The following is a 21,552-nucleotide window of genomic DNA, read 5'->3' on the forward strand; positions in this document are numbered from 1 at the left end:
ACATAATAATCATCTAATACATCACATTATATGTAATATATACACCTATTTAAATGATAACTATAATAGGACAAATCAAATTAATTCAAGTTATTTACACTCTTCTTTAAATAAACCATCTTGTCCTAATGATTCCAATACATTTGAAAGAGTTTTAGAGGATAGTTCAGAGAAGCTAAACTCCATAAAAAAAGTTAAGATATAAAATTAGTTCAATATGCATTAAATTATGCCTTTAACATAAGATGCCCATGCAATGGTAAAATTAGCCTCAATAATTGCTGCAATAAATATTAAGACTGCTGCAATTACAAATAGAACCAGAGATTCTTTAAATTCATCATAGTTAATATTTAATATCTGCCCTATTTGATCTCCTACTGGCATGTACTTTTTCATATGGGTCATGTCACTTATAATGTGAACAATACAGCTTGCAAGCCTAAAACCAGCCGCACCTGCTATGATAATACCTGCAATCTCAAACACGCCGTGAGGGAGAGTATAAAGTATGAAGTCACCAATAACAAATTTTGAAGCGACATATCCAATAAAAAGTCCATTAAATACCAAATAAATCAGTGAAACTACACCAAATATAATTCCTCCAGCATAGATAAAAAATGCAATTTTAATATTATTTGCAAATATAGAAAGCGTGGAAAGTTTTATCTGACCATTATTTACGCCCTCTTTAAGAGATTTCCAAGTACCTGCCAGAAGATGATCCATTACTCCTGATAAAAAATAGCCTGCAAACATAGAAACAAAAAATATAAATGCAGAAGCTATTAAGAACATTTCGTTTCGTTTATATAAACCAGTAAAAAATCCATGATGTTTTTCTTCATTTGAGAATCTTTTTTCTAACATTTGGGTTCCCTATCCAGTATTTTTTGAGCTTTTTCCTTTGCTTCTTCTCTTTTACATGAGAATTCTTCAAAGAAATTTTTCATCATGCTTGCTGCATTCTTCTTGCACTCACCACACATAATGCTGCCGCTTTTGCATGATTCACGTAGCTCTTCAAGTTTTTTCTCGGATGGCTCCAGGTGATATACTAACAATTCAAAAATAGTACAGTCCTCTGGAACTCCACCTAACTTACGCTGTTCCTCTAAACTTTCCCTACCACCAGATTTAGCTGATTTAACCTTTTTTTCTACTTCTTTAGGTGAATCACTTAAAAATATGGCGGATTTAGGTTTACTGCTTGACATCTTATCTCCAGTAAGTCCTGTCATAAACCTGTGATAAGTCGAGGAAGGGGATATGAAGTTAAATTTACCTTTAAATCGTTCTGCAATGTCTCTTGTAAGCCTTATATGAGGGTCCTGATCTGGCCCTACAGGTACTACAGTTGGCTTTGGACCGCCGCATTCTTCAGTTTGAGGAAGAAGGATGTCTGCAACCTGAATCAGCGGAGCATACATATGAGCTATATTGGTGCTCCCTGAAAAGCCATAAATAGCCCTCATTTCATTAAAATTAACCTTTTTTGACAAAGTATATGCAAGATCTCCAAGATTGCGGTTTTCTGATTGGAGGTATACGTTTACATTTTCTTTTTCAAGATCTAGACCAAGAGCTATATAATTTGTGATATACTCAGAAACTGCAAGTTCTCTTGAGGCTTCAAAATCAATTCCCCTCGCAGAATAAGCCTCCATATCTGCTATGGGGATGTAAATATCTGCCCCTTTTTCTTGATACCATATAAGCTGATCCACGATCATCTTATGGCCTATATGCATTTTTCCACTAGGCATCATCCCACTTACAACAGCAAAATCACTTCCTTCCCTAATTGCTTTAAGTATTCTCCCATAATCTCTCTGTCCAAAAATTATGTTCCTCTGCATTAAGTGATGGGGATTATTTATCTCTTCTTTTAAATTCCCAAAGGGTTTAATTCCAAACTGTTTTGTAAGTTTTTCATAATCGATGATTGCTGAACTCCATGGATCTATCAATTGATCACCTAATTAAATTGAATATTAACATTTAATAATTTATTTTCATTTTATACATGAATAATAAAATTTGCATAGTCATATAATATTGTAACTCCTTTTATAAAAACATCACTGGAAATAGTTAGGGCTTCTATTCTACAATTCCAAATATCTCTAAAGGATTTAATTTTATAACTATACATTTATCACAAATAAATAAAAGTTGTGGTTGTTATTTCAAAAAAATATCACAAGAAAGCTTAGGGTCTTGTCCATTCCACATTATAATAAGTAATATCGTTTTCTTCGTCAACCACTGCAAATAAAAGCTTTTTATTAACTCCATGAGCTACTCTTACATAACTTGAAAAATCAGATATCTTGATTTCATAGTCTTCTGATGCCACTTTTACAAGAAAATCTGAGTGGCCATCTCCCGGAGACTTCCCGCGCTCATAAAGCCTAAACTCAGAGCCGTATTTAAAACCTGTCTTTACAATATAGCCCCTGTTTCGAAGATCCCTGAAAACTATATATCTTGAGAATAGATCTTCTTTACGGATTATTTGAAACATTTCATCAAGCGGTACTTCTTTCCCATCCTTTAAAATGCTTATTCTTTCATTTTCAGCCAGGTAAAGTGCCTCAATTAGTGAAAGCTGCAATCCTTCTTCACTCATGTTTCCATAATGACTTTTCTCGTGAAGTTTTGTCCCTTTTTTGTCTTTGATTATGACTACATTTTCGGATAGCTCCGCATCCATTTTTTCACCTGATAAGCCTATTAAGACGTTTATTCAATTGTAGCATGTCTTCTTTTTAGATCAATTTCTTTTTTACCGAGACGAGCCATAAACTCAGCTATAAGCCCATCGAGAAATAGATGAGTGCTGTCTTCAAAAAGAGTCCCCATAGGTGTTAGATCATCATACTGCCCTTTTAAAACATTTGATGTATAATGTTTCCAAGGTTCCTTAGTTTTACTGTCTATATTTATTATAATATCCAGACTTTTAGTTAATGTAGATTCCATATTTCCAGTTATCCCAATAACTTTAGCATTGGCTTCTTTTGCTGCTTTCCCCGCAAGTGTAACTGTTTTAGTTTCTCCAGAACCAGATATAGCGATTAAAGAGTCCACATCCCTAATTGCCGGAGTTGTAACGTCTCCAACCACGTAAACTGTAAATCCAAGGTGCATCAACCTCATTGCAAACATTTTTCCCACTAATTCAGACCTTCCAGTACCTACAATGAATACACTGTCTGAATTTACAATTGTGTCTATCATTTTAGAAACTTGTTCTTCATCGATTCTTTCTATAACTTTAAGTGCATGTGTTGTTATTTCTTTAGCTGTTTTTTTTACGTATTCCATCTTTATTCCCTGTTTAATTTAGTTAATATATTAATTAAATTCAAGTATTTTACCTGCCAACCCATTCTAGTTGATCAGGAATGCTGAATTAAAGCCCAGTTATTCTTAACCCGGCTAATTTGATCTTATTTCTAATATTAAGATTTATAAGCAATGGAGTTATCTTTTCAACAATTCTTGCATTTTCAAGAGGACCGCAGTCTAAAGATCTTACATTTGGAATCTTTTCTGCAAGTGCCATTACTTCTTTCCTAGCTTTTTCATCATCACTAGATACAAGGCAGTCGCAGTCCACGTCATCTTTAATGTTTAACAAACTTGCAGCACTTATATTGTTAAAAGCAGAAACTACTTTTGCATCTGTGTTTTCAAGTAATTCAGCAGTTCGCTCAGCTGCAGAACCCTGCCATACATCCACATAGCGTGTTGGCCTGCCGCCTAAACAACCGTCCAATGGAACTGTTGCATCAATGACTATTTTATCGCCAATATATTCTTTTATGCTTCTAAGGGTTACTATTTGGGCTTGTAAAGGCACAGTCAACAATATAATGTCACCTTCTTTTGCTGCATCTACATTAGTTGAACCGTGGATATTTGAAACTTCCCCGTCTTCCAACATTTCTTTTACCATATCTACAGCATTTTCTGCCTTTTTTGCATCTCTTGAGCCGATTATAATGTCTTCGCCTGCTTTTACAAACCTTAACGCTAAACCAAGCCCTTGATCTCCTGTTCCACCTATTATTGCAATTTTCATAAAAAAATCTCCCATTTACCTAAATTTACACCTAAAAAAGGGATATTTGTTTTTATGTTTATATTTTATAAAACCTTTTTCTAAATACGCCTATAATCGATTTTTAGATACAATTCCCTTAAAAATATAATACTTCGATCTAACTTATTTAAATGCAGAAATCAATATCAACTGAAAATATAAAACTGTTCTATTATAGCTAAAATTAAATCAAATAATATCAAGAGGTAAATTAAATTTATTTTAAGATCAAAGATTAATATCAATAAATCTAGATAGATGATTATTCAATCTCTTCCATAAATGTGAATGATTCACTGCATTTATTTTTTTCCAAAATCCACCAGTAAATTCTTTATTTCAATTTCTTCTTCCAGTGATTCTTCTTTATATTCATTGATACGTACCCATAGGGAGTTCTTTTGGACAGCGAAATAATGTCCATTATTAAGCAATATTTTAGCAAATTTATTGGTGTCTTCCTGGTTTTTAAAATGTATGTACCTCGTATATGTAATTGTTAACAGTTCATTCTCTACTTTCATAATATTTTATTATATTTGTAATATTTAGTTATAGTATTTTAAGAAAAACTCAGCCATTACTTTTCAAATGCTCTACCACAACCCCTGATACTATCCTTAACCTTATAATAAATTGCATTAAAGGAGGTCCACAACATGCGATTTAGCGTTATTAAATATGAAGAGGAAGAAACATCTTACTACAACCCCAAAGCCTTTTATAGGGATGAAAATATGATTATATTCCCTTTTGAAGAATTTGACAACTTCTATAATGAAATGGTACAGAATTTAAATGTTGTTAAAAATATTTTAAACGAGGCTCTAAGTTCCGACTCACCCCACCCTCCAATAAGAGATTTAGAACGAGTAGAAGATTGGATCAACCTCATATCAGAAGACGTGGACCTCTTACTTAAATTTAAAATGCAAAGTACACTTGGATCCTTCAGGAGCAGGAATTCAGCCAGAACTAAACTTTCATTTACCACCCCAATAGAAAGTACCCTTCCAACATGCCCTAAAGAAGAGATTCAGTGTCTAATAGGATTATAGGACAAGATTGAACTTGCAGTTGCTTAAAAATATATGCAAGTTCATGATCCAAATCCATTTAACTCTAGATTTTAAAACTTTAAAAGTAAAAAGAGAATTTAATTAATTTACTAATTTTTTAATTAATAATCAAGGCTTTCTAAAATTTCATCCAGATTTGTAATATCAAACCATCAAATACAGCTTTATATACCCTAATTGTTTGAAATCACATTTAAAGTCTATTTCTTACCATTTAACAATCAAATATTTAAGCTATTTATATAATCAAGACTTTCTAGAATTTCATTCTTGTTTGTAACTTCTACAACAAGTACGCCCTCAAAGTTCTTCTTTTTCAAACCTTCAAAGAGGGACTTAAAATCAATATCTTTACTTCCTACAGCATTATGGTTATCAAAGGACCCATCATTGTCGCTCAGGTGAAAGTGCCCGATGTTATCATATTTTAAAATTTCATCAATAGATACACCTGCATTATATGCATGCCCAACATCGACCGTCATGAGCGCCCCAATCTCCTGAACCAGCTCATTAAGTTCATCAAGACCCTTACAGGTCATTCCTTCCATGTCCGGCATGTTTTCAACACACAACTTTATTCCGCGTTCTTCAGCAAATTTTGAACATTCTTTAAGTGAAATCAAACTGCTTTCCTTGATTTTTTCTGGAAATTTCCGTGCTAAAAATGCCATATGGCCAGGGTGCACAACTACTACTTCCGAATCCATTTTAGAAGCCAAATCAATTGAATTTTTCACTTCTTCAACTGAAGCCTTTCGTATAGACTCATTTAAAGAAGCGATATTGATATCAGAAAGAGGAGCATGTATACTTGTTTTTAGATTATAAGAATTTACAATATCTGGATCTATCTGATTATAAGGATATTCCATCATTAATTCACAATATTTGACATTTATACTTTCTAAATAGTCCAGTATCTCCTTAAGGGACATTGGAAACAGCGCAAGTGTTGATACTCCAATTTTCATGATTATCACCAAAAATAAGTTTGGAATTAAATAATATTTAATTCCACGCTCTGACATTTATAGAATTCAAAGTTTTATTCGTTTCTAACCCGGGCCTCTATAGGGATATTTCTTTTAAGTGCATCCATTATGATGCCTGCGAGTTCTATATCCTTTTTAATTTTAATGGTACCTTTTTTACCAACTGTTGCAGTAAATAAGTATTCGTCCTTCACCAAAATATCAAAAGGAGTACCTATATTATCTTTACCAAAGTTCAGTACCACATAATTTCCAGAAAGCTGGACATCTACATTAAACGTTTCTTCATGTCCATCGGTTCTAAATGGTTCAACGCCTATGCTTATCCCTATTCTTCTTTCAACTTCATCAATTGTCTTTCCTTTTTTACCTATAAGCTTTGGAATATATTCTTCATCCATCCAGACAGTGGCACGTTTATCAGATTTCATGTCAACTTCAACACGGGCCCCAGGAACGGTTTTCTTAATCTCTTTTATTATTTCACGTTCTGCAATCTTTTGAACTGGAGTTTTTTCATAAGTGGTTACTCCCACTTCCATAACAATAGTTTGCTCACCATAGGTGTATATCTCATGTGTAAGGTCCCCAGTATCAAAATTACGGATTTCTATAACTGGCCTTGAAAGATCTGCCTCTAACATTCCAGATGGAACTTTTACAGTAAGTGCAACATCGTAAACTGCTTCCACATTTCCATTATTTATAAAAATGGTTGTGTCTACAATTGATGGGATTATTCCAAGCTCTACCCTTCCAAGTATCCTTTGAATTGCGTCTATAGGTTTTGTAGCGTGTACAACACCAATCATACCTACCCCTGCAAGCCTCATGTCTGCAAATATCCTGAAATCTCTTGTTTTCCTTAATTCATCATATATAGTGTAATCAGGACGTACAAGGAGCAGTATATCTGCTGTTTTCTCCATACTTCGTTCTAAAGGTGCGTATTGAGTTATTTCCGCGCTGACCTGCAAATCACGTGGTGATTCCATAGTTTTGACAATGGAATTGAGGTTTTTACTGTAAAATTCTGCAATTGCCTGGGCAAAAGTAGTTTTACCTGCACCTGGCGGACCTGCAATTAATATTCCTTTAGCTCTTTCCCTTAATCTGTCAATAAGCTTATCTGGAAGTCTGTAATCCTTTAGAGATACCTTTGCCACTGGTCTTACTACTGTTATCTCAAATCCATCAGAAAAAGGAGGCCTTGCAATTGATATACGATATTCTCTAAACTGAACAACAGTTGCACCTTCTCTTTCTATCTCAATAAAACTTTTAAAGTCACTTTTTGTTCTTTCCATGATCTCTTTAGCCATACTTTCAATTTCTTGATATGCTAAAGGTCTTGATCCTATTTTGACAAGTTTTATATTTCCCGGAGTTCCCTTTTTCGCCATTGGAACTACATCTTCTTTTAAGTGAACGGACATGGTCTCATCATCAAAAAACTTGGCTATTTCAAGTTCTGTATATCCAACCATTTCCTGTCTCAGATAAATAACTTCAAGTCCCTGGGCTTTTGCAACTTCCATTTGAACCCTATCACTAGTGATCAGGGTAGATTCTGTTTTTTGAGCCGTGTCTCTTATCATAGCATCTATTTCCCCACCTTTTGCCAGAGATATCTGCTCAAGAGTTGGTCTTTTACCAATGTAAATTAAATCTATAATTCCTTCATTGTAAAGGTCCTGGAGATTCTTTAACTCTTCTAAACCGTTGAATCCAGTTTCTCTTCCCCTATTTGCCTGGTTTTCCAATTCAGATACAACTGCTTCAGGAATTACTACTTCACATCCCTTAAATTCATCTTCCTGGACAATTTTAGTAATTCGTCCATCCACAATAACGCTAGTATCTGGAACTATTTTCATTTTATTTTCTCTCCATAAATTTTTAAACTAAGATAGGTAATTTTAACTTTTATCATAAACTTCATCTGGATTAAATACTTTATTTCCTACAATTTCCAGTTTATCATCTACTACTTTCCTGAAAAAGCATGATTCATACCCTTCATGGCAGGCCCCGCCTTTTTGGCTAACTTTGATAAGGACAGCGTCTTCATCACAATCAACACGTATCTCTTCAACGTGCTGGAAATTGCCTGAGCTTTCTCCTTTAAGCCAGAGCTTCTGGCGCGAAGTACTCCAGTAGTGTGCTTTTTTTGTTTCTATTGTCTTTTTAAGGGCTTCTTCATTCATGTAAGCCACCATAAGGACTTCGGAAGTTTTATAGTCCTGTGCTATTGCTATAACTAAGTTCTGATCGCCTACTTTGTGTCTAAAATTAAAATTGCATTCTTCAGTTTTCATTTAATCTATCTCCAGTTCATCGCGTAATTTTATGGCCAGGTTATCCAGATCAACTAACTCCTGATTTCCAGATTCCATATTTTTTAATGTAACTTTTCCACCTTCAATATCCCTTGCACCAACTAGAACCGCATATTTCACCCTCAAATGGTCTGCATAAGATAACAATTTTTTGACTTTTTTCCTTGCAAGGTCAACGTCCGCCGAAATTCCGTTTTTCCTTAAGTCTTGAACGATTTTAAACGACTCTTTCCTCATATTACCTGACAATGGTGCAACGAATACATCTACATGTCCTTCCACCGGAATCTCTGCATTCTGTTTTTTAAGAGCTTCCATAACCCTATCAAATCCAAATGCAAATCCTGTAGATTCTACTGGCTCACCGCCGAATATCTCTATTAAATTATAGGTTCCCCCACCACTTATTTGTTTTTGTGCACCTAGACCATGAACATAAATTTCAAATACCATTCCAGAATAATAGTCCAGTCCACGGGCTATTCCAAGATTGACGATGTAATTGGTGAATCCAAATGTTTCAAGGTGATTTAGTAAATCTTCCAGATCATCCAGAGCTTTAAAAGCACCTTCACATTTTTTTATAATACTTCGTACTTCGTCTATCACTTCATTGTGCCCTTTTATCTCAATTAGCTTCAAAAGGATTTCTTTAAGAGACTCTGAAATATCCATACTGTTTAATAAATTTTCAAGTTCCTCAACATCTCCTTTATCAACTAAACCCATTATCTGTCCCTGTTCGTCTGCATGAATTTTTGCATCATTTAAAAGGCTTCTGATAATTCCTAAATTTCCAATATGGAATTCATAATCAGTTAAACCAATTTCATTAAGACAGTGGGCAGCCATTGCTATAACTTCAGCTTCTGCTTCCGGAGATTTGCCCCCAATAAGCTCGCATCCAAACTGCCAGAACTGCCTGAACCTGCCTGCCTGCGGGCGTTCATACCTGAAACAGCTGCCAAAGTAGTACATTTTAAGTGGTTTTGGACTTCTTTGAAGTTCATTGAGGTAAAGTCTAGATACAGGTGCGGTTAATTCAGGCCTAAGAGCTAAATCTCTTTCACCTTTATCTTTAAAGTGATAGATCTCTTCCTTAATTGCCTCTCCTGATTTCATGGTAAAAAGTGTTAAATCTTCAAATATTGGTGTTTTAATTTCACCGTAACCATAATTTTCAAATACTCGTCTGAATGTATTTTCAACGTATTTTCTCTGTTTCATTTCATCTGAAAGAAAATCACGTGTTCCTCTAGGTCTTGATATTTCCATTATAATCCTCCGAATCAAAATAAATATATCCCATCTTGTTAAATCTTAAAAAATGATATTTTTTGATACTCTTTAAGTATCTATAAAATTCATTTAAAATAATTTTGCAAATTTACAACTAATTTATAGTGAATAACATGTGAAAATTCCCTCAAAATCCTCAAAAAATTCTATGAATTTTTTGGGAGTTAGAAAATACTGCGTATTTTCTAAAAATCAATGATTTTTTGGGGCATGCAAAACCCTCAAAAATTCAAAGAATTTTGACAGTTTTCGATGGCACCAAAATCGAAGATTTTTATTAGCTGTCAAAAATATTTGGTCATTCACTACAAAAAAAGTTAAAATTATAGAAAACTTTTTAATCCATTTAAAGAGTTATTCATAGTACTTTAAATACTCTCTCATCATTTTAGGGAACGATTTTGCGCTTAAAAATCTCAACCCAAGCCTTTCGGCCCAAACTTTAATGCCTTCATCGGCCGCTACAACTCCTGCCCCTAACTCTTTAGCAAGAAGCAGACAATCCAGATCCGGAGCACTATCAAGGGTACCTTTTCTTAATGCAGCCCTATATTTTTTTCTAAAGTCTTTTATAGCGTTTCCAAGCACTTCAAATTCAATGTCTGATTTTTCCTGCCCTCGTCCTAATCTAACCATAGATTCTACAGCAGTTTCCCATATGGCATTTTCTGATATTTTCATACCCTTGTTCATCCTTTCCCTCATGTCATGAACATATTCATAGAATATTTCAGAAGGTATTTTAGTATCATATCTATTTGGGCTTTTTTTTACAATCCATGTCTCTGTTTTTACCAGTATATCCTCAGGGCATTCATACCGAGTCATATAATTTATAAATTCTTTATAAGTAATAGGAGGCATGTGGCAGCTCATATTAAGCTTTATTCGTGATTTAGCAATTAAATCTATTAAAATATCTACAGTAGTTGCCAGATCTCCTTCTCCAATTTCATCTCTAAGCTGTGTATCTGTAAATGCAGTTGTATCCAACACAAACCTTTGTTTTGCAGGCATTATACTCCCTCAACATCTGAAATACCATATATTTCCAAATCATGTTTTATTCAAACCCAATAAATATCTAATTAACTATTTTTGAGTTACTGTACCCAAATCATAGGTTTTAAGAGACTATGAGTGATTAATCAGAAACATTTCATACTTTCCAGATTAAATTTCTTTTTTACAATATTATCTAATCTCAATTACATTAATTTTTATTTAATCAATGATATAAAATATTCTAAGAACTAATGTAATGATGATAGAAATGATAACCGGTAAAACAAATGTCGTAGGAGTAATAGGCGATCCCGTGGAGCACAGTTTATCTCCACCAATGCATAATGCTGCTTTTAAGCATTTAAAGATGGATTATGTTTATGTGCCGTGTCACGTGAAAAAAGGTATGCTCGGTGATGCAATAACAGGTGCAAAATCACTGAACATAAAAGGGCTGAATGTTACAATTCCACACAAAACAGATGTAATGAAACATCTTGATGCGCTTGATAAATCTGCAGAGCTCATTGGGGCAGTTAACACAATTAAATTCAATGAAGACTGCGCAAAAGGATACAATACAGACGGCATAGGTGCTGTAAAAGCTATTGAAGAAGTAAGCAGCGTGAAAAATAAAAAAGTTATCATATTGGGGGCTGGTGGAGCAGCTCGTGCAATTTCATTCCAAATAATTATGGATGGGGCAGAATCCATTGTAATTGCAAATAGAACAGTAGCAAATGCAGAGCAGCTCCAGAGAGATTTGGTTGAAAAACTGAATGCAGATGTTAAGAGTATAGATCTTGGTGAAAAACTCGAAATTGAACTTTCAAATGCCGATATTTTGATAAACACCACTCCAATTGGAATGTATCCAAATGTAGATCAGGAGCCGCTGGTTAAAGCTGAATTGATGCATGAAAATTTAGTTGTTAAAGACTGCGTTTATAACCCCTTACAAACAGGACTGATCAAAGAAGCTGAAAAATGCAATGCTAAAGTAGTATCTGGGCTTAAAATGCTTATTTATCAAGGTATGGAGGCATTCAGAATATGGACCGGTGTGACTCCACCTTTAGAAATTTTTGAACGCTCCTTAAAAGGCCAGTTTGAATAACTTATTAACCCATATTTTTATTTAAATGATTTAAAATCAATTTAATGATAATTAACAGAGCAGAGGTAATAATCATGGAAAACATCACTATAACAGACAACCATATCCATGTCGACCCACATAATGGTGAAGGTCCCATTGAGGTTGCAAAAAAATTCCAGAGGGCCGGCGGAAATGTGATGATCATACCCAACAAACCAACATGGACAGTCGGAAAATTATGCAGCTTTGAGGAAGCAATGGAACTTGTTATCAAATGTGTAGATAAGATAAATACAAATACAGATGTGAAGGCATTTGCAGTGGTGGGTGCTCACCCTGCAGAGCTTTCAAAACGTGTTGAAAATGGTATGAAACTTGAAATGGCAGAAAAAATGATGATGGGTACACTGGAAGATGCGCAAAAACTTGTACTTGAAGGAAAAGCTATCGGAATTGGTGAAGTCGGAAGACCTCATTATGAAGTCTCACCTGAAGAGCTTGAAGCCCACAACAGGATCATGTCATATGCCATGGAACTTGCAGCTGATGCTGACTGCGCTGTACAGCTCCACACAGAAGATGCAACTGAAGAACATTTCATGGAATTTGCCAGAATGGCAGATAAAGCAGGTTTAGACCGACATAAAGTTATGAAACATTTTTCAGGGCCGATGGTTAGTGCTGATGAAAATCACGGATTGACACCTTCTCTTATCTCAACAAGGACTGTTGTAACTGAAGGGCTTAAAAAAGGAACTAATTTTTTAATGGAAACCGATTATATGGATATGCTCGAAAGACCCGGTGCAGTTCTAGGCCCAAAAACAGTTCCAAGACGGACAAAAGAGCTCTTAAGAAATGGGACTTTAACTGAAGGAGACGCCCATAAAATCCATGTGGAAAATGTAGAAAAAGTTTATGGAATTGATCTGGGCTTTTAAATAATTAAGGCCAAATTCCATATTTAACTAATTTTTATTTTAAAAAGGAATTTAATTAGTGGCTTCCCCCAATAATGAAAGAAACAACACTTATAAGTACCCCAATTAAAACAATTTCAAAACTGACCCTTAAAAGGCTGTCCCTTGATACTTTACCAAGATACAATCCCAGTATGATCAATGCTACAAAACAAAGCACTACAGTAGTTATAGTAGCTGTTATTTTATCTGCAATTAGCAAAAAAGGCACTACAGGAACGAAAGACCCTATAAAACTGGAAAATCCATGGGTAAACATACTCATGTAAATTCTTCTTTTGGCCTGCTTGTAAATAATGGTCTCGTCAAGGTCTCCCTCGTTAAGCATCATCTTTTCTTCCAGTTCACGCAGTGTCCTTGCTTCTTCTGCCCTTTCACCTATGAAAGAACCAAATGCATTTGACATTGCAAGAGCTATACCCCCACTTAATCCAGTAAGGCCTATAGCAAAATTAGAAATTTCGAGCCCTCCGGCACTTGCTACACCACTTGCAGCCAGTGTTACACCCATAACTGCAAGAATTCCGTCTAAAGTACCTAAAGCGACATATCGGCTCATTTTAAAATATTCTTCAATTAATTCTCGTATGTTCATTTCTTATTTTTCTCCAATATACGATCTGTTTGAGATGTGTTTTCATAAAATCAGATGTTTATGTTTTTACTTAATAGGTTATTTTAACTTCATTCATTTTTAAGATTTCTGTTTTCAAGACAGGAATCTCATCATTTACAGTTTCCCAAACCACATCAAGATCACAATCTCCATTTTCAAGGACATCCGTGACATTGGCAATGGTTTCCCATGGAATCTCAGGGTATTTATCTTTAAAATCTTGAGGCATATTTTTAACCGACTCACCAATGATTTTAATCCGTCTAACTACTGATTCTTGAATGAAGTCAGTATTTAAAAAGTCTTCTTTAGTTATATCCTTCGTATAATCTTCGATGAGCTCGATAGATTGTAAAATATGGTCTAGAAATATATTTGAAGTCATATGAGTTCAACACAAAAAGTTATTTTGAAAGTATTAGTAATTTTGTTATATTTATGTTTTTCTTAAGTGCATTTCTGTAACTGTCCAAATAAATATAATATTCTAAAAATTAAGAAAAAAGAAATGATTAAATAAATAATTCATAATTAATTTTAGCCCCTTCCTAACTCCTTATGAGCCCTGGCCAAATGCCCTGCAGCCAAAGCAGCCATGAGTGAAAGTTCACCTGCAAGTACAGTTCCTGCAATGATTTCAGCAAACTTATGGACCTTTTCATTTCCATAGACACCCATAATTTCGAGGCACTCACGGGCTGTACCAATACTCGTACCCCCACCAACTGTTGCAATTGGGACATCAGGGAGTGTGACTGAAAAATAAAGGTCTCCATTTTCCTCTCTTGATGCAGTTGTTATTCCAAGGCTCCCCTCAACTATGTGGGCTTCGTCCTGTCCTGTGGCTAAAAATATAGCGCCGATCATGTTTGCATACTGGGCGTTGAATCCCATACTTCCAGAAATTGCAGATCCAATCAGGTTTTTAGATGTATTAACTTCAACAATGGCTTCAGATGTTGATTTAAGCTTTTTCTCAACTATTTCCTTGGGAATAATAATTTCTGCAACAAGGCTTTTACCTCTTCCCTCTACCATGTTTATAGAAGATGGTTTTTTATCCACACATACATTTCCACTTGATGCAATTACATGGGCACCTGTTTTATGGGATAAAAGGCTTAAAGCCGCTTCAGTTGCTATTGTAACCATGTTCATTCCCATACTGTCCCCTGTTGTAAATACAAATCTAGGGTAAACATACCTGCCGACAACAATTACTGGGTCAATTTTTATAAGTTTCCCGTGCCTTGTAGTTACTTCTGCTGCTTTTTTAAGCTCTTTGAAGTTGTTTTCAATCCATGTTTTAATTTCAATAGCATGAGTTAAAGATTTAGCTTTTATAACTGGCGCCCTAGTCATTTTGTCATCGATTATTCTGGTGGTGGCCCCACCTGCTCCAGTTATACTAGAACATCCCCTGTTTATAGATGCTATAAGGGCCCCTTCAGATGTTGCAAGTGGTATATAAAATTCTCCCTGGGCATAATCTCCATTAATCTTAAGGGGGCCAGCGATTCCAACAGGTATCTGGACTGCACCTATGGGTTGTTCAATGTTCTTTTTAGATGCACTTTCCATATCGATTGAATAATTTGATAAATGTTCAATTTTGGAATTGCTTACTTCTTCTATAAATTTACGCCTGATTGCCACCGCTTGATCAATGTTATCAGTGTACTTTTCAATTTCGCGAAGTTTAATTTCTCCAGCTTTAAGTTTATCTATAATTTCTCTTTCATTTACCATAACCATCACCGATAAGTTTTATTTAAAATTTAAAAATTAAAAGTCATTTTAAAGCTCCATTAAATGAAGATATCTGTATTTTATATAAAATAAATTTTAATTATGATTAAAATAAGAATTATTTTAATGCATTTTTTATAACTTTTACAATTTCAGAAGGCGCTGAAGCTACAGTTACACCTGCTTCTTCAAGTGCAGCTATTTTACTTTTTGCAGTCCCGCTTTCTCCTTCAATAATTGCACCTGCATGCCCCATCCTTTTACCCGGAGGTGCAGTAACTCCTGCAATGTAAGCCACCACTGGTTTTGAAATATTTTTACTTATAAATTTCGCTGCGTTTTCTTCAGCATTTCCTCCAATTTCACCAATCATCACCATTGCGTCGGTGCCGTCATCGTCTTCGAACCTTTGAAGCACATCTGCAAAATCCATACCTACAACAGGGTCTCCACCAATGCCCAAACATGTACTTTGGCCCATTCCTGCGTTGGTTATTTGATTTGCAACTTCATAGGTTAATGTACCGCTTCTTGAAACTATTCCAATATTCCCTTTATTAAAAATATGTGTAGGCATTATTCCAAGCTTTCCAACACCCGGAGTTATGATTCCAGGAGTATTTGGACCTATTACAATGGTATTATGTCTTTTTGCATACTCTACAATTTCCATTGTATCATGCACCGGAATATGCTCAGTAATTATAGTTACAATATCAAGCTGTGAAATAGCTTCAAATGCTGCGTCCTTGGCAAATGGTGCCGGAATAAAAATAATTGATGCATTTATATCTGGATTTTCTTCTTTAGCCTCTTCTACTGAATTATAAATATTTACTGAACCTAATTTTTGGCCGCCCTTTCCAGGAGATGTCCCTGCCACAATATTTGTATTGTAAGCAATCATCTGTTCAGTGTGGAAAGACCCCTGCTTTCCTGTAGCCCCCTGCACAATACAGCGGGTATTTTCATTAAGAATTATCATAAGTTCATTGCTCCCGAGATTCTCATTCTTTCAAAAAGGGGTACTGCCAAATCCATAACATTTCCATTCATAAAAGCAGTGACTGACATTATAACGCCCCTTGGTATCACATAAGAAGGTGTTCCTCTTCTAACAAGATGAACGTGCTGATTACCGACAGCTGCCCCTACCATAGCACCTGCTACAGTTCCAACACTCTCTATATTTTCTATTGTTGCAACAACTACAGGATCATCTGTTTGATCTGAAGTATAACCCACGCCAGGTATTTTCAGTGTTCCAGTAACACCGCCACCACCAATATCTGTGACATCATCCATACCTTTTGCTGCCTTTATAACAGAATCTGCAACCTTACCTACGATTTCTTCACCACCGTATGTATCAAATGCAACAATTACAGCATCAGGGTATCTATCTTCTCTTATTTTTGCTTCTGCATAAGAAATACCTTCCCCTGCGCCTTCAGGAGTTTTTGATATTCCCCCTATATCTCCAAGGCTTTCTGCATTTTTACGCAGTATGTCTATTATTTTAGAATTAACAGATTCTAATTTATCATCCTCAACAAATGCACTTATAACCACATCGTCCCCTGTAATATTAGTTAAAGCCGCTTTATACGCTCCAACATCCAGTAATTGTGAAATATCATTTTCTATATTCTGGATAAGGGAACAGCTGCAGGAGACATCATTTATTGAGATATCTGCACCAATAGCAGTTAGTTTCAAGTAATCACCCTTAATTAAATTTAATGTAATTTTGTATATAAGCTATATTTCAATGAACTGCTTTTTATACTTTTATAGGCTATCATCCTCTTAGAGTATTAAATAAACGCCCATATCTATAATATATTATAAAAATTTACTGTGCTTGCGCCTGTAAATTTAAGTGGAATATTCTTGAAAAAGTCAGTTTAATTTAAATAAACCATATTACACAAAAATAGACTTATTAAATACCTAAAAAATGAAATAAAACTTTATTAACTCAATTTTATCTTTTCAAGGAAAATAAAATTTGTATGTATTCTACAAAATATCAAAATAAACCTTTTTATATGTAAATTCGTAACTTATTTTAAACAAAAATATGAAAAATAGATGAAAACTACTTAAAGTAGAGTAAGACTAATATGATATCTATAAATTTATAGGAATATATAAAACGACCAGGTAGTACTAATGTTTCAAAAAACAATGATTTGTGCCCCCATAATTGAAAAAAGTCCAGAACTTGCCCTTCAATCCGCAGAAAAAGCTATTGATCTAGGCGCAGATATACTGGAACTTAGAATAGATGTACTTGAGGACCCAGATCCTGACAGGGTCCAACAGCTTATCAAAGATATGGACTACCCAACCATTGCAACAAACAGAGTACAAAGTGAAGGGGGATTTTTTAAAGGATCTGAAGAGGAAAGAACCTCAATCTTAATAAATGCTGCAAAATATGCAGATATAATAGATATAGAACTGCAAACGGATGAAGAAATGCGGGAAGAAGTTGTAAAAGCAGCAAAATACACCATAATATCTTATCACGACTTCCAAAAGACCCCCTCATTTGAAGAACTTTTGGGTGTAGTTAAAGCAGAAAAAGAAATTGGAAACATAGCAAAATTTGCTGTAATGCCTAACGAATATAAAGACACTTTAACTGTTCTTAACGTGCTTTCAGAAGTTCCAAATACCATAGGAATTGCAATGGGCAATCTCGGTAAATATACGAGAATAGTGGCACCTATCTTTGGGTCTCCAATTACCTTTGCATCAATTGATAAAGGATCAGCACCAGGACAGCTTGATATTAATACTACAAAAGATATTTTAAAGAAATTGATGGTGATAGATTGAAATTAAGGTCATGGTTTGTTATAGGGATAATTATATTAGGAGTTATGGCTACTTCAGCCTGTATTGCTCCTTCAAATAATATTGGAATAACTATTGATACAAATGGTACAAATGTAACCGTTAAATCAACCACATTTTTAAGTAATCCACCATCACAGATGATGTCTGAGATGGAGCAACAGGCTTTAACTGACATAGAAAGCTCCAACAGTACAGTTGAAAGCGTGAAAAGTGATATGCAATCTATAGCTAAAAAATATAATTATACAGTTAATGTTACAATAAATTCCCAGTTTGGAACTGATCAGCTCCCAATGCCTGCCCAGGTGAGCGGAACTTCAATGGTTCCAACTTTACAGGATGGACAGAGTATAATTGTTCTTAAAACAAAAGATTTTAAAGTCAACGATATTGTAGTAGCCGTCCATCCAGATTACGGTTTAATAGTAAAAAGAGTGGGCCAGATTAGTGGAGATCAGGTTTACTTAATAAGTGACAATAAAAATATAGAAACCACTACTGTAAAACTGAATAATGGAGCAGTTGAAACCATTACAAAAACTCCATATAAAGGATGGCTTCCAAAAAAGAACGTGATTGGAGTTGTAAAAGAATATTAAATGGATTTCAAATCCATATCTTTTTATTTTTCATCTGCATATTATTTTTAATTTAGCTTGAGACTGAATTTTTTATGAGGTTAATTAAATGAATTGTCAAAATAGAAGGGATATATCTCCAGGTATTGAGGTTTATATAGTTTTAAAAAAAGATCAACGCTCAGGAAAAAAGACCAGGGGCATAGTTAAGGATATACTCACAAATTCATCATTTCATCCACATGGAATAAAGGTGAGGCTGCAGGACGGCCAGGTTGGAAGGGTACAGGAAATTATCAAAAAATAGCAGGATTATTTCACAAATCCCCTTAACAGCTCATTTATATCACCTACAAACTCCAAACCTGCATTTCTACCAGTTCCAGAGAATATAATATCTTTGTCTTTCTTTATGTAAAATTTAACATGGATCTTAGAATTTAAAGATTCATTTACTTTAGATGTCATTTCTCCAAAGGATGGTGCTGGAAGATCAACTCCTTCAGTTCTTTTTGCGTTTATTTCCAATATTTCTTCTTTATTTTCTAATTTAATTTCAATTACATCATCATTAACTATTAATTTACAAATTTTAGTCCCATTATATTTTGTAAACCTGTGAATCTTACCATTGTATAATAATCCAAATATATATCCTGTAAAATAGTTTTTAAGCCAGGGAATTTTAGCTACAGAACCAAATAAAGATATTCCATCATTTTCAAAGTGATTTGTCTGCATCCATATCCATGAAGAAGGCATAGAAGTTCCCCAATCTTTTTCAATGTAACCTTTACCTTCATTAAAAGATATTTTATTATCATTTATATCTAAATATCCATGAATACAGTGATTAAAACTTAAAACTCCATGATAACACTCCATTTTAGGTACAAATGCATACCAACCCATAACTCCAGGAGATAGTAATTTAACAGGCCATGGAATTATATTACTAAAATTAAGGTCTGCCTTAATTTTATTTTCTCCATCATCAATATCCAGATGAATATTTTTAAGGCTGAAAATGTTTTTATGGATTTTTATTTCAAATTGGGATTTATCTGCCCAGAAATCACTTTTTTTATAATTAAAATAGTACATTTTATGGTTTTTTGCATCTAAAAGCATTATAAAAGCATGGGATTTTTTAGGATCCCTTGGAAGGGAAATTCCAGGTATTATTGAATATGCAGTTTTCTCTTCTTTATCTATTGACTTGAAATACCATCCCTCAAAATAATCCCTTTTTTTACCTCTTCCCTGAAATATTTCCGGTTTCCACAGATTGGCCATATAACACCACTTAAAAAGTAAAAAATAATTTAACTTAATTCTGATAATCTTTTAATCCTTTTTACCATGTTTGGATGTGTTGAAAATATTTCCATTATTTTATCAGCTGTTTTTACCCTTGTTTTAGTGTATTTAATCTGCGCAAGTTCGCTTTCACTTATGGTACCATCTTTGTCCAGATCCATTGACCTGAGGTCATCTATCTCATTCCTTGCATCTGAAATGTCATTTGCAAAAAACGCTTTTACACCTTCCACCTGTTTCAAGTCTTCCTTGCTGATCATTGCAGATCCATAAACTAACTTGTAAAGAGCACTTGCAAGGTAATTTGGCTGGTTTCCCAGTTCAACACTTCCTGCATCGGCATAATACTCTCGAACACGAGATACAAATAATACTATAAGATTTCCAAGGAAATATGCAATTAAAGCCCCAATTCCAATTATTGCAGTCCCATTGTCCCTACCGCCATCTGAAAATAATGTGCTGATGTATATCCAGTAACAGATAAGAGGCACGACACTAATTAGAGTCATGACCACCATATCCCTGTGATTTATGTGGGACATTTCATGGCCTAAAACTGCTTTTAATTCATTTTCATTTAATAATTTGAGGATTCCACTTGTGACGCATATGCGGCCGTCTTTTTTGCTTTTTCCAAATGCAAATGCATTTGGTATGTTAGTTTGGGAAATTCCAATTCGAGGTTTAGGAATATTTGCCCTAGCTGCTAAATCTTCTACCATTTGATGAAGTTTTGGGGCTTCGGCTTCGGATACGTATCTTACACCCATGGTAATCTCTACCATCTTTGGGCCGATCATGTACTGGATAAATGTCCAGATTAATACAAAAATTCCAAAGGTTAAAGGCCTTCCATATCCAAAGTAAGTGCCGATTAAAGCTATTATCACGTAAACCAATGCAAAAAGCAACGCTGTTGCAATGATTAATCTTAGATTCAACTTCCATGTACTTGGGACTTTCATTTTAAACACCAGATGTTTTAATCTTAATAATAATTAATTTAAATTTAATCACTGCAGGTTATAAATAATTTTTGCAAACATTAGTCTACTCACTTAATTATTAAATTAAGTGATATCTAAAATGAAAATAATTCCAGATAAAATTTGTATTTTTTAAGGCCCATACTAGCTAATTTAGAAAAAAATAGGATTTTAATATTTTAAAACAATAATTAATGCAATTATAAGATAAATAACTACTCCAAAACCAACAGAAACCCAAAAACCATATTTTGGAAGCAAATAAAGGATACAAATTAAATATAAAATCCATACAGGAGTAAGAATAATGAGTCCCATTATATATGAAGACACTGCATCCAAACCAGCCACATAATATATTGTAAACAACGTAAAAGCCGTTACAAATGGAAACATTGCAAAAAATGCCGCCAGTAAACCCTGTTTTTCACTTCCAAAGTAAGTGGCAATTGTGACTATAGATCCTCCCAAAATAAAATAGACAGCATATTTTATAATTTCTCCAATCATAAACTGACCCAA

At 34.4% G+C, this 21,552-nt stretch carries 25 protein-coding genes; 6 read left to right on the plus strand and 19 right to left on the minus strand.

Annotated features, from left to right (window positions below):
• Window positions 1–222 precede the first annotated feature (222 nt).
• The 6 genes from EJ01_RS00965 to EJ01_RS00990 all read right to left on the minus strand — a co-directional run bounded on the left by EJ01_RS00965 (window position 223) and on the right by EJ01_RS00990 (window position 4,638).
• A complete protein-coding gene (locus EJ01_RS00965) occupies window positions 223–873 on the minus strand; it encodes a stage II sporulation protein M (RefSeq protein WP_048080065.1) in 651 nt (216 codons plus the stop codon).
• On the minus strand, window positions 867–1,973 hold the full coding sequence (locus EJ01_RS00970) for a tryptophan--tRNA ligase (protein WP_048080066.1): 1,107 nt from the start codon (window positions 1,971–1,973) through the stop codon (window positions 867–869). The genes EJ01_RS00965 and EJ01_RS00970 overlap by 7 nt, the downstream gene beginning before the upstream one ends.
• A 242-nt stretch (window positions 1,974–2,215) precedes the next feature.
• The gene (endA, locus tag EJ01_RS00975) at window positions 2,216–2,719 is read right to left on the minus strand and encodes a tRNA-intron lyase (protein WP_048080067.1); all 504 of its coding nucleotides are present in this window, start codon (window positions 2,717–2,719) and stop codon (window positions 2,216–2,218) included.
• 29 nt (window positions 2,720–2,748) lie between these two features.
• On the minus strand, window positions 2,749–3,333 hold the full coding sequence (gene hxlB, locus EJ01_RS00980) for a 6-phospho-3-hexuloisomerase (RefSeq protein ID WP_048080068.1): 585 nt from the start codon (window positions 3,331–3,333) through the stop codon (window positions 2,749–2,751).
• A gap of 88 nt (window positions 3,334–3,421) precedes the next feature.
• Window positions 3,422–4,093 carry an NADPH-dependent F420 reductase gene (gene npdG, locus EJ01_RS00985; protein WP_048080069.1) on the minus strand — a complete coding sequence of 224 codons (672 nt, stop codon included), beginning with the start codon at window positions 4,091–4,093 and terminating at the stop codon, window positions 3,422–3,424.
• Window positions 4,094–4,416: 323 nt separating this feature from the next.
• On the minus strand, window positions 4,417–4,638 hold the full coding sequence (locus EJ01_RS00990; RefSeq protein ID WP_048080070.1) for a hypothetical protein: 222 nt from the start codon (window positions 4,636–4,638) through the stop codon (window positions 4,417–4,419).
• 135 nt (window positions 4,639–4,773) lie between these two features.
• On the opposite strand from EJ01_RS00990, the gene EJ01_RS00995 reads away from it, so the two are divergent.
• Complete coding sequence (locus EJ01_RS00995; RefSeq protein WP_048080071.1) at window positions 4,774–5,172, plus strand: hypothetical protein; 399 nt, start codon at window positions 4,774–4,776, stop codon at window positions 5,170–5,172.
• A gap of 242 nt (window positions 5,173–5,414) precedes the next feature.
• Here the strand turns inward: EJ01_RS00995 and EJ01_RS01000 are convergent, their stop codons facing one another.
• From EJ01_RS01000 to EJ01_RS01020, 5 genes are all read right to left on the minus strand, one after another.
• Entirely contained in the window at window positions 5,415–6,167 is a 753-nt protein-coding gene (locus EJ01_RS01000; protein WP_048080072.1) for a sugar phosphate isomerase/epimerase family protein, read from the minus strand.
• Window positions 6,168–6,241: 74 nt separating this feature from the next.
• Window positions 6,242–8,065, minus strand: a complete 1,824-nt coding sequence (locus EJ01_RS01005; protein WP_048080073.1) for a PINc/VapC family ATPase — start codon at window positions 8,063–8,065, stop codon at window positions 6,242–6,244.
• A gap of 42 nt (window positions 8,066–8,107) precedes the next feature.
• The gene (gene hisI, locus EJ01_RS01010) at window positions 8,108–8,506 is read right to left on the minus strand and encodes a phosphoribosyl-AMP cyclohydrolase (protein WP_048080074.1); all 399 of its coding nucleotides are present in this window, start codon (window positions 8,504–8,506) and stop codon (window positions 8,108–8,110) included.
• Complete coding sequence (hisS, locus tag EJ01_RS01015; RefSeq protein WP_048080075.1) at window positions 8,507–9,802, minus strand: histidine--tRNA ligase; 1,296 nt, start codon at window positions 9,800–9,802, stop codon at window positions 8,507–8,509. It lies immediately after the preceding gene.
• A gap of 378 nt (window positions 9,803–10,180) precedes the next feature.
• The gene (locus tag EJ01_RS01020; protein WP_048080076.1) at window positions 10,181–10,843 is read right to left on the minus strand and encodes an RNA ligase partner protein; all 663 of its coding nucleotides are present in this window, start codon (window positions 10,841–10,843) and stop codon (window positions 10,181–10,183) included.
• 256 nt (window positions 10,844–11,099) lie between these two features.
• Between EJ01_RS01020 and aroE the strand changes: the two genes are divergently transcribed.
• A complete protein-coding gene (aroE, locus tag EJ01_RS01025) occupies window positions 11,100–11,948 on the plus strand; it encodes a shikimate dehydrogenase (RefSeq protein WP_048080077.1) in 849 nt (282 codons plus the stop codon).
• Between the two features lie 74 nt (window positions 11,949–12,022).
• Entirely contained in the window at window positions 12,023–12,871 is an 849-nt protein-coding gene (locus EJ01_RS01030; protein WP_048080078.1) for a TatD family hydrolase, read from the plus strand.
• Window positions 12,872–12,926: 55 nt separating this feature from the next.
• Here EJ01_RS01030 and EJ01_RS01035 read toward each other — a convergent pair whose 3' ends face one another.
• The 5 genes from EJ01_RS01035 to EJ01_RS01055 all read right to left on the minus strand — a co-directional run bounded on the left by EJ01_RS01035 (window position 12,927) and on the right by EJ01_RS01055 (window position 16,994).
• On the minus strand, window positions 12,927–13,505 hold the full coding sequence (locus EJ01_RS01035) for a TIGR00267 family protein (protein ID WP_048080079.1): 579 nt from the start codon (window positions 13,503–13,505) through the stop codon (window positions 12,927–12,929).
• Between the two features lie 70 nt (window positions 13,506–13,575).
• The gene (locus EJ01_RS01040; RefSeq protein ID WP_048080080.1) at window positions 13,576–13,911 is read right to left on the minus strand and encodes a HepT-like ribonuclease domain-containing protein; all 336 of its coding nucleotides are present in this window, start codon (window positions 13,909–13,911) and stop codon (window positions 13,576–13,578) included.
• 152 nt (window positions 13,912–14,063) lie between these two features.
• Complete coding sequence (hmgA, locus tag EJ01_RS01045; RefSeq protein WP_048080081.1) at window positions 14,064–15,275, minus strand: hydroxymethylglutaryl-CoA reductase (NADPH); 1,212 nt, start codon at window positions 15,273–15,275, stop codon at window positions 14,064–14,066.
• A 118-nt stretch (window positions 15,276–15,393) separates the two neighbouring features.
• Entirely contained in the window at window positions 15,394–16,260 is an 867-nt protein-coding gene (gene sucD / locus EJ01_RS01050; RefSeq protein WP_048080082.1) for a succinate--CoA ligase subunit alpha, read from the minus strand.
• On the minus strand, window positions 16,257–16,994 hold the full coding sequence (locus EJ01_RS01055) for a hypothetical protein (RefSeq protein ID WP_048080083.1): 738 nt from the start codon (window positions 16,992–16,994) through the stop codon (window positions 16,257–16,259). Before EJ01_RS01055 ends, sucD begins: the two co-directional genes overlap by 4 nt.
• A gap of 456 nt (window positions 16,995–17,450) precedes the next feature.
• Here EJ01_RS01055 and aroD point away from each other — a divergent pair, with 456 nt between their 5' ends.
• The 3 genes from aroD to EJ01_RS01070 all read left to right on the plus strand — a co-directional run bounded on the left by aroD (window position 17,451) and on the right by EJ01_RS01070 (window position 19,028).
• Window positions 17,451–18,122 (plus strand): type I 3-dehydroquinate dehydratase, encoded by a 672-nt coding sequence (gene aroD / locus EJ01_RS01060; RefSeq protein WP_048080084.1) that lies wholly within the window; start codon window positions 17,451–17,453, stop codon window positions 18,120–18,122.
• Window positions 18,119–18,742, plus strand: coding sequence for a S24/S26 family peptidase (locus EJ01_RS01065; protein WP_052375727.1), 624 nt, complete (start codon window positions 18,119–18,121; stop codon window positions 18,740–18,742). The genes aroD and EJ01_RS01065 overlap by 4 nt, the downstream gene beginning before the upstream one ends.
• Window positions 18,743–18,830: 88 nt before the next feature.
• Window positions 18,831–19,028 (plus strand): YwbE family protein, encoded by a 198-nt coding sequence (locus EJ01_RS01070; protein ID WP_048080085.1) that lies wholly within the window; start codon window positions 18,831–18,833, stop codon window positions 19,026–19,028.
• 5 nt (window positions 19,029–19,033) lie between these two features.
• On the opposite strand, the gene EJ01_RS01075 is transcribed toward EJ01_RS01070, so the two are convergent.
• From EJ01_RS01075 to EJ01_RS01085, 3 genes are all read right to left on the minus strand, one after another.
• Window positions 19,034–20,017 (minus strand): tocopherol cyclase family protein, encoded by a 984-nt coding sequence (locus tag EJ01_RS01075; protein ID WP_048080086.1) that lies wholly within the window; start codon window positions 20,015–20,017, stop codon window positions 19,034–19,036.
• A gap of 29 nt (window positions 20,018–20,046) precedes the next feature.
• Window positions 20,047–21,009: a M48 family metalloprotease gene (locus EJ01_RS01080; RefSeq protein ID WP_048080087.1), complete on the minus strand. Its 963-nt coding sequence runs from the start codon at window positions 21,007–21,009 to the stop codon at window positions 20,047–20,049.
• Between the two features lie 192 nt (window positions 21,010–21,201).
• A complete protein-coding gene (locus EJ01_RS01085; protein ID WP_048080088.1) occupies window positions 21,202–21,540 on the minus strand; it encodes a hypothetical protein in 339 nt (112 codons plus the stop codon).
• Window positions 21,541–21,552 lie beyond the last annotated feature (12 nt).

The organism is Methanobacterium veterum, assembly GCF_000745485.1.
Lineage (GTDB): Archaea > Methanobacteriota > Methanobacteria > Methanobacteriales > Methanobacteriaceae > Methanobacterium_D > Methanobacterium_D veterum.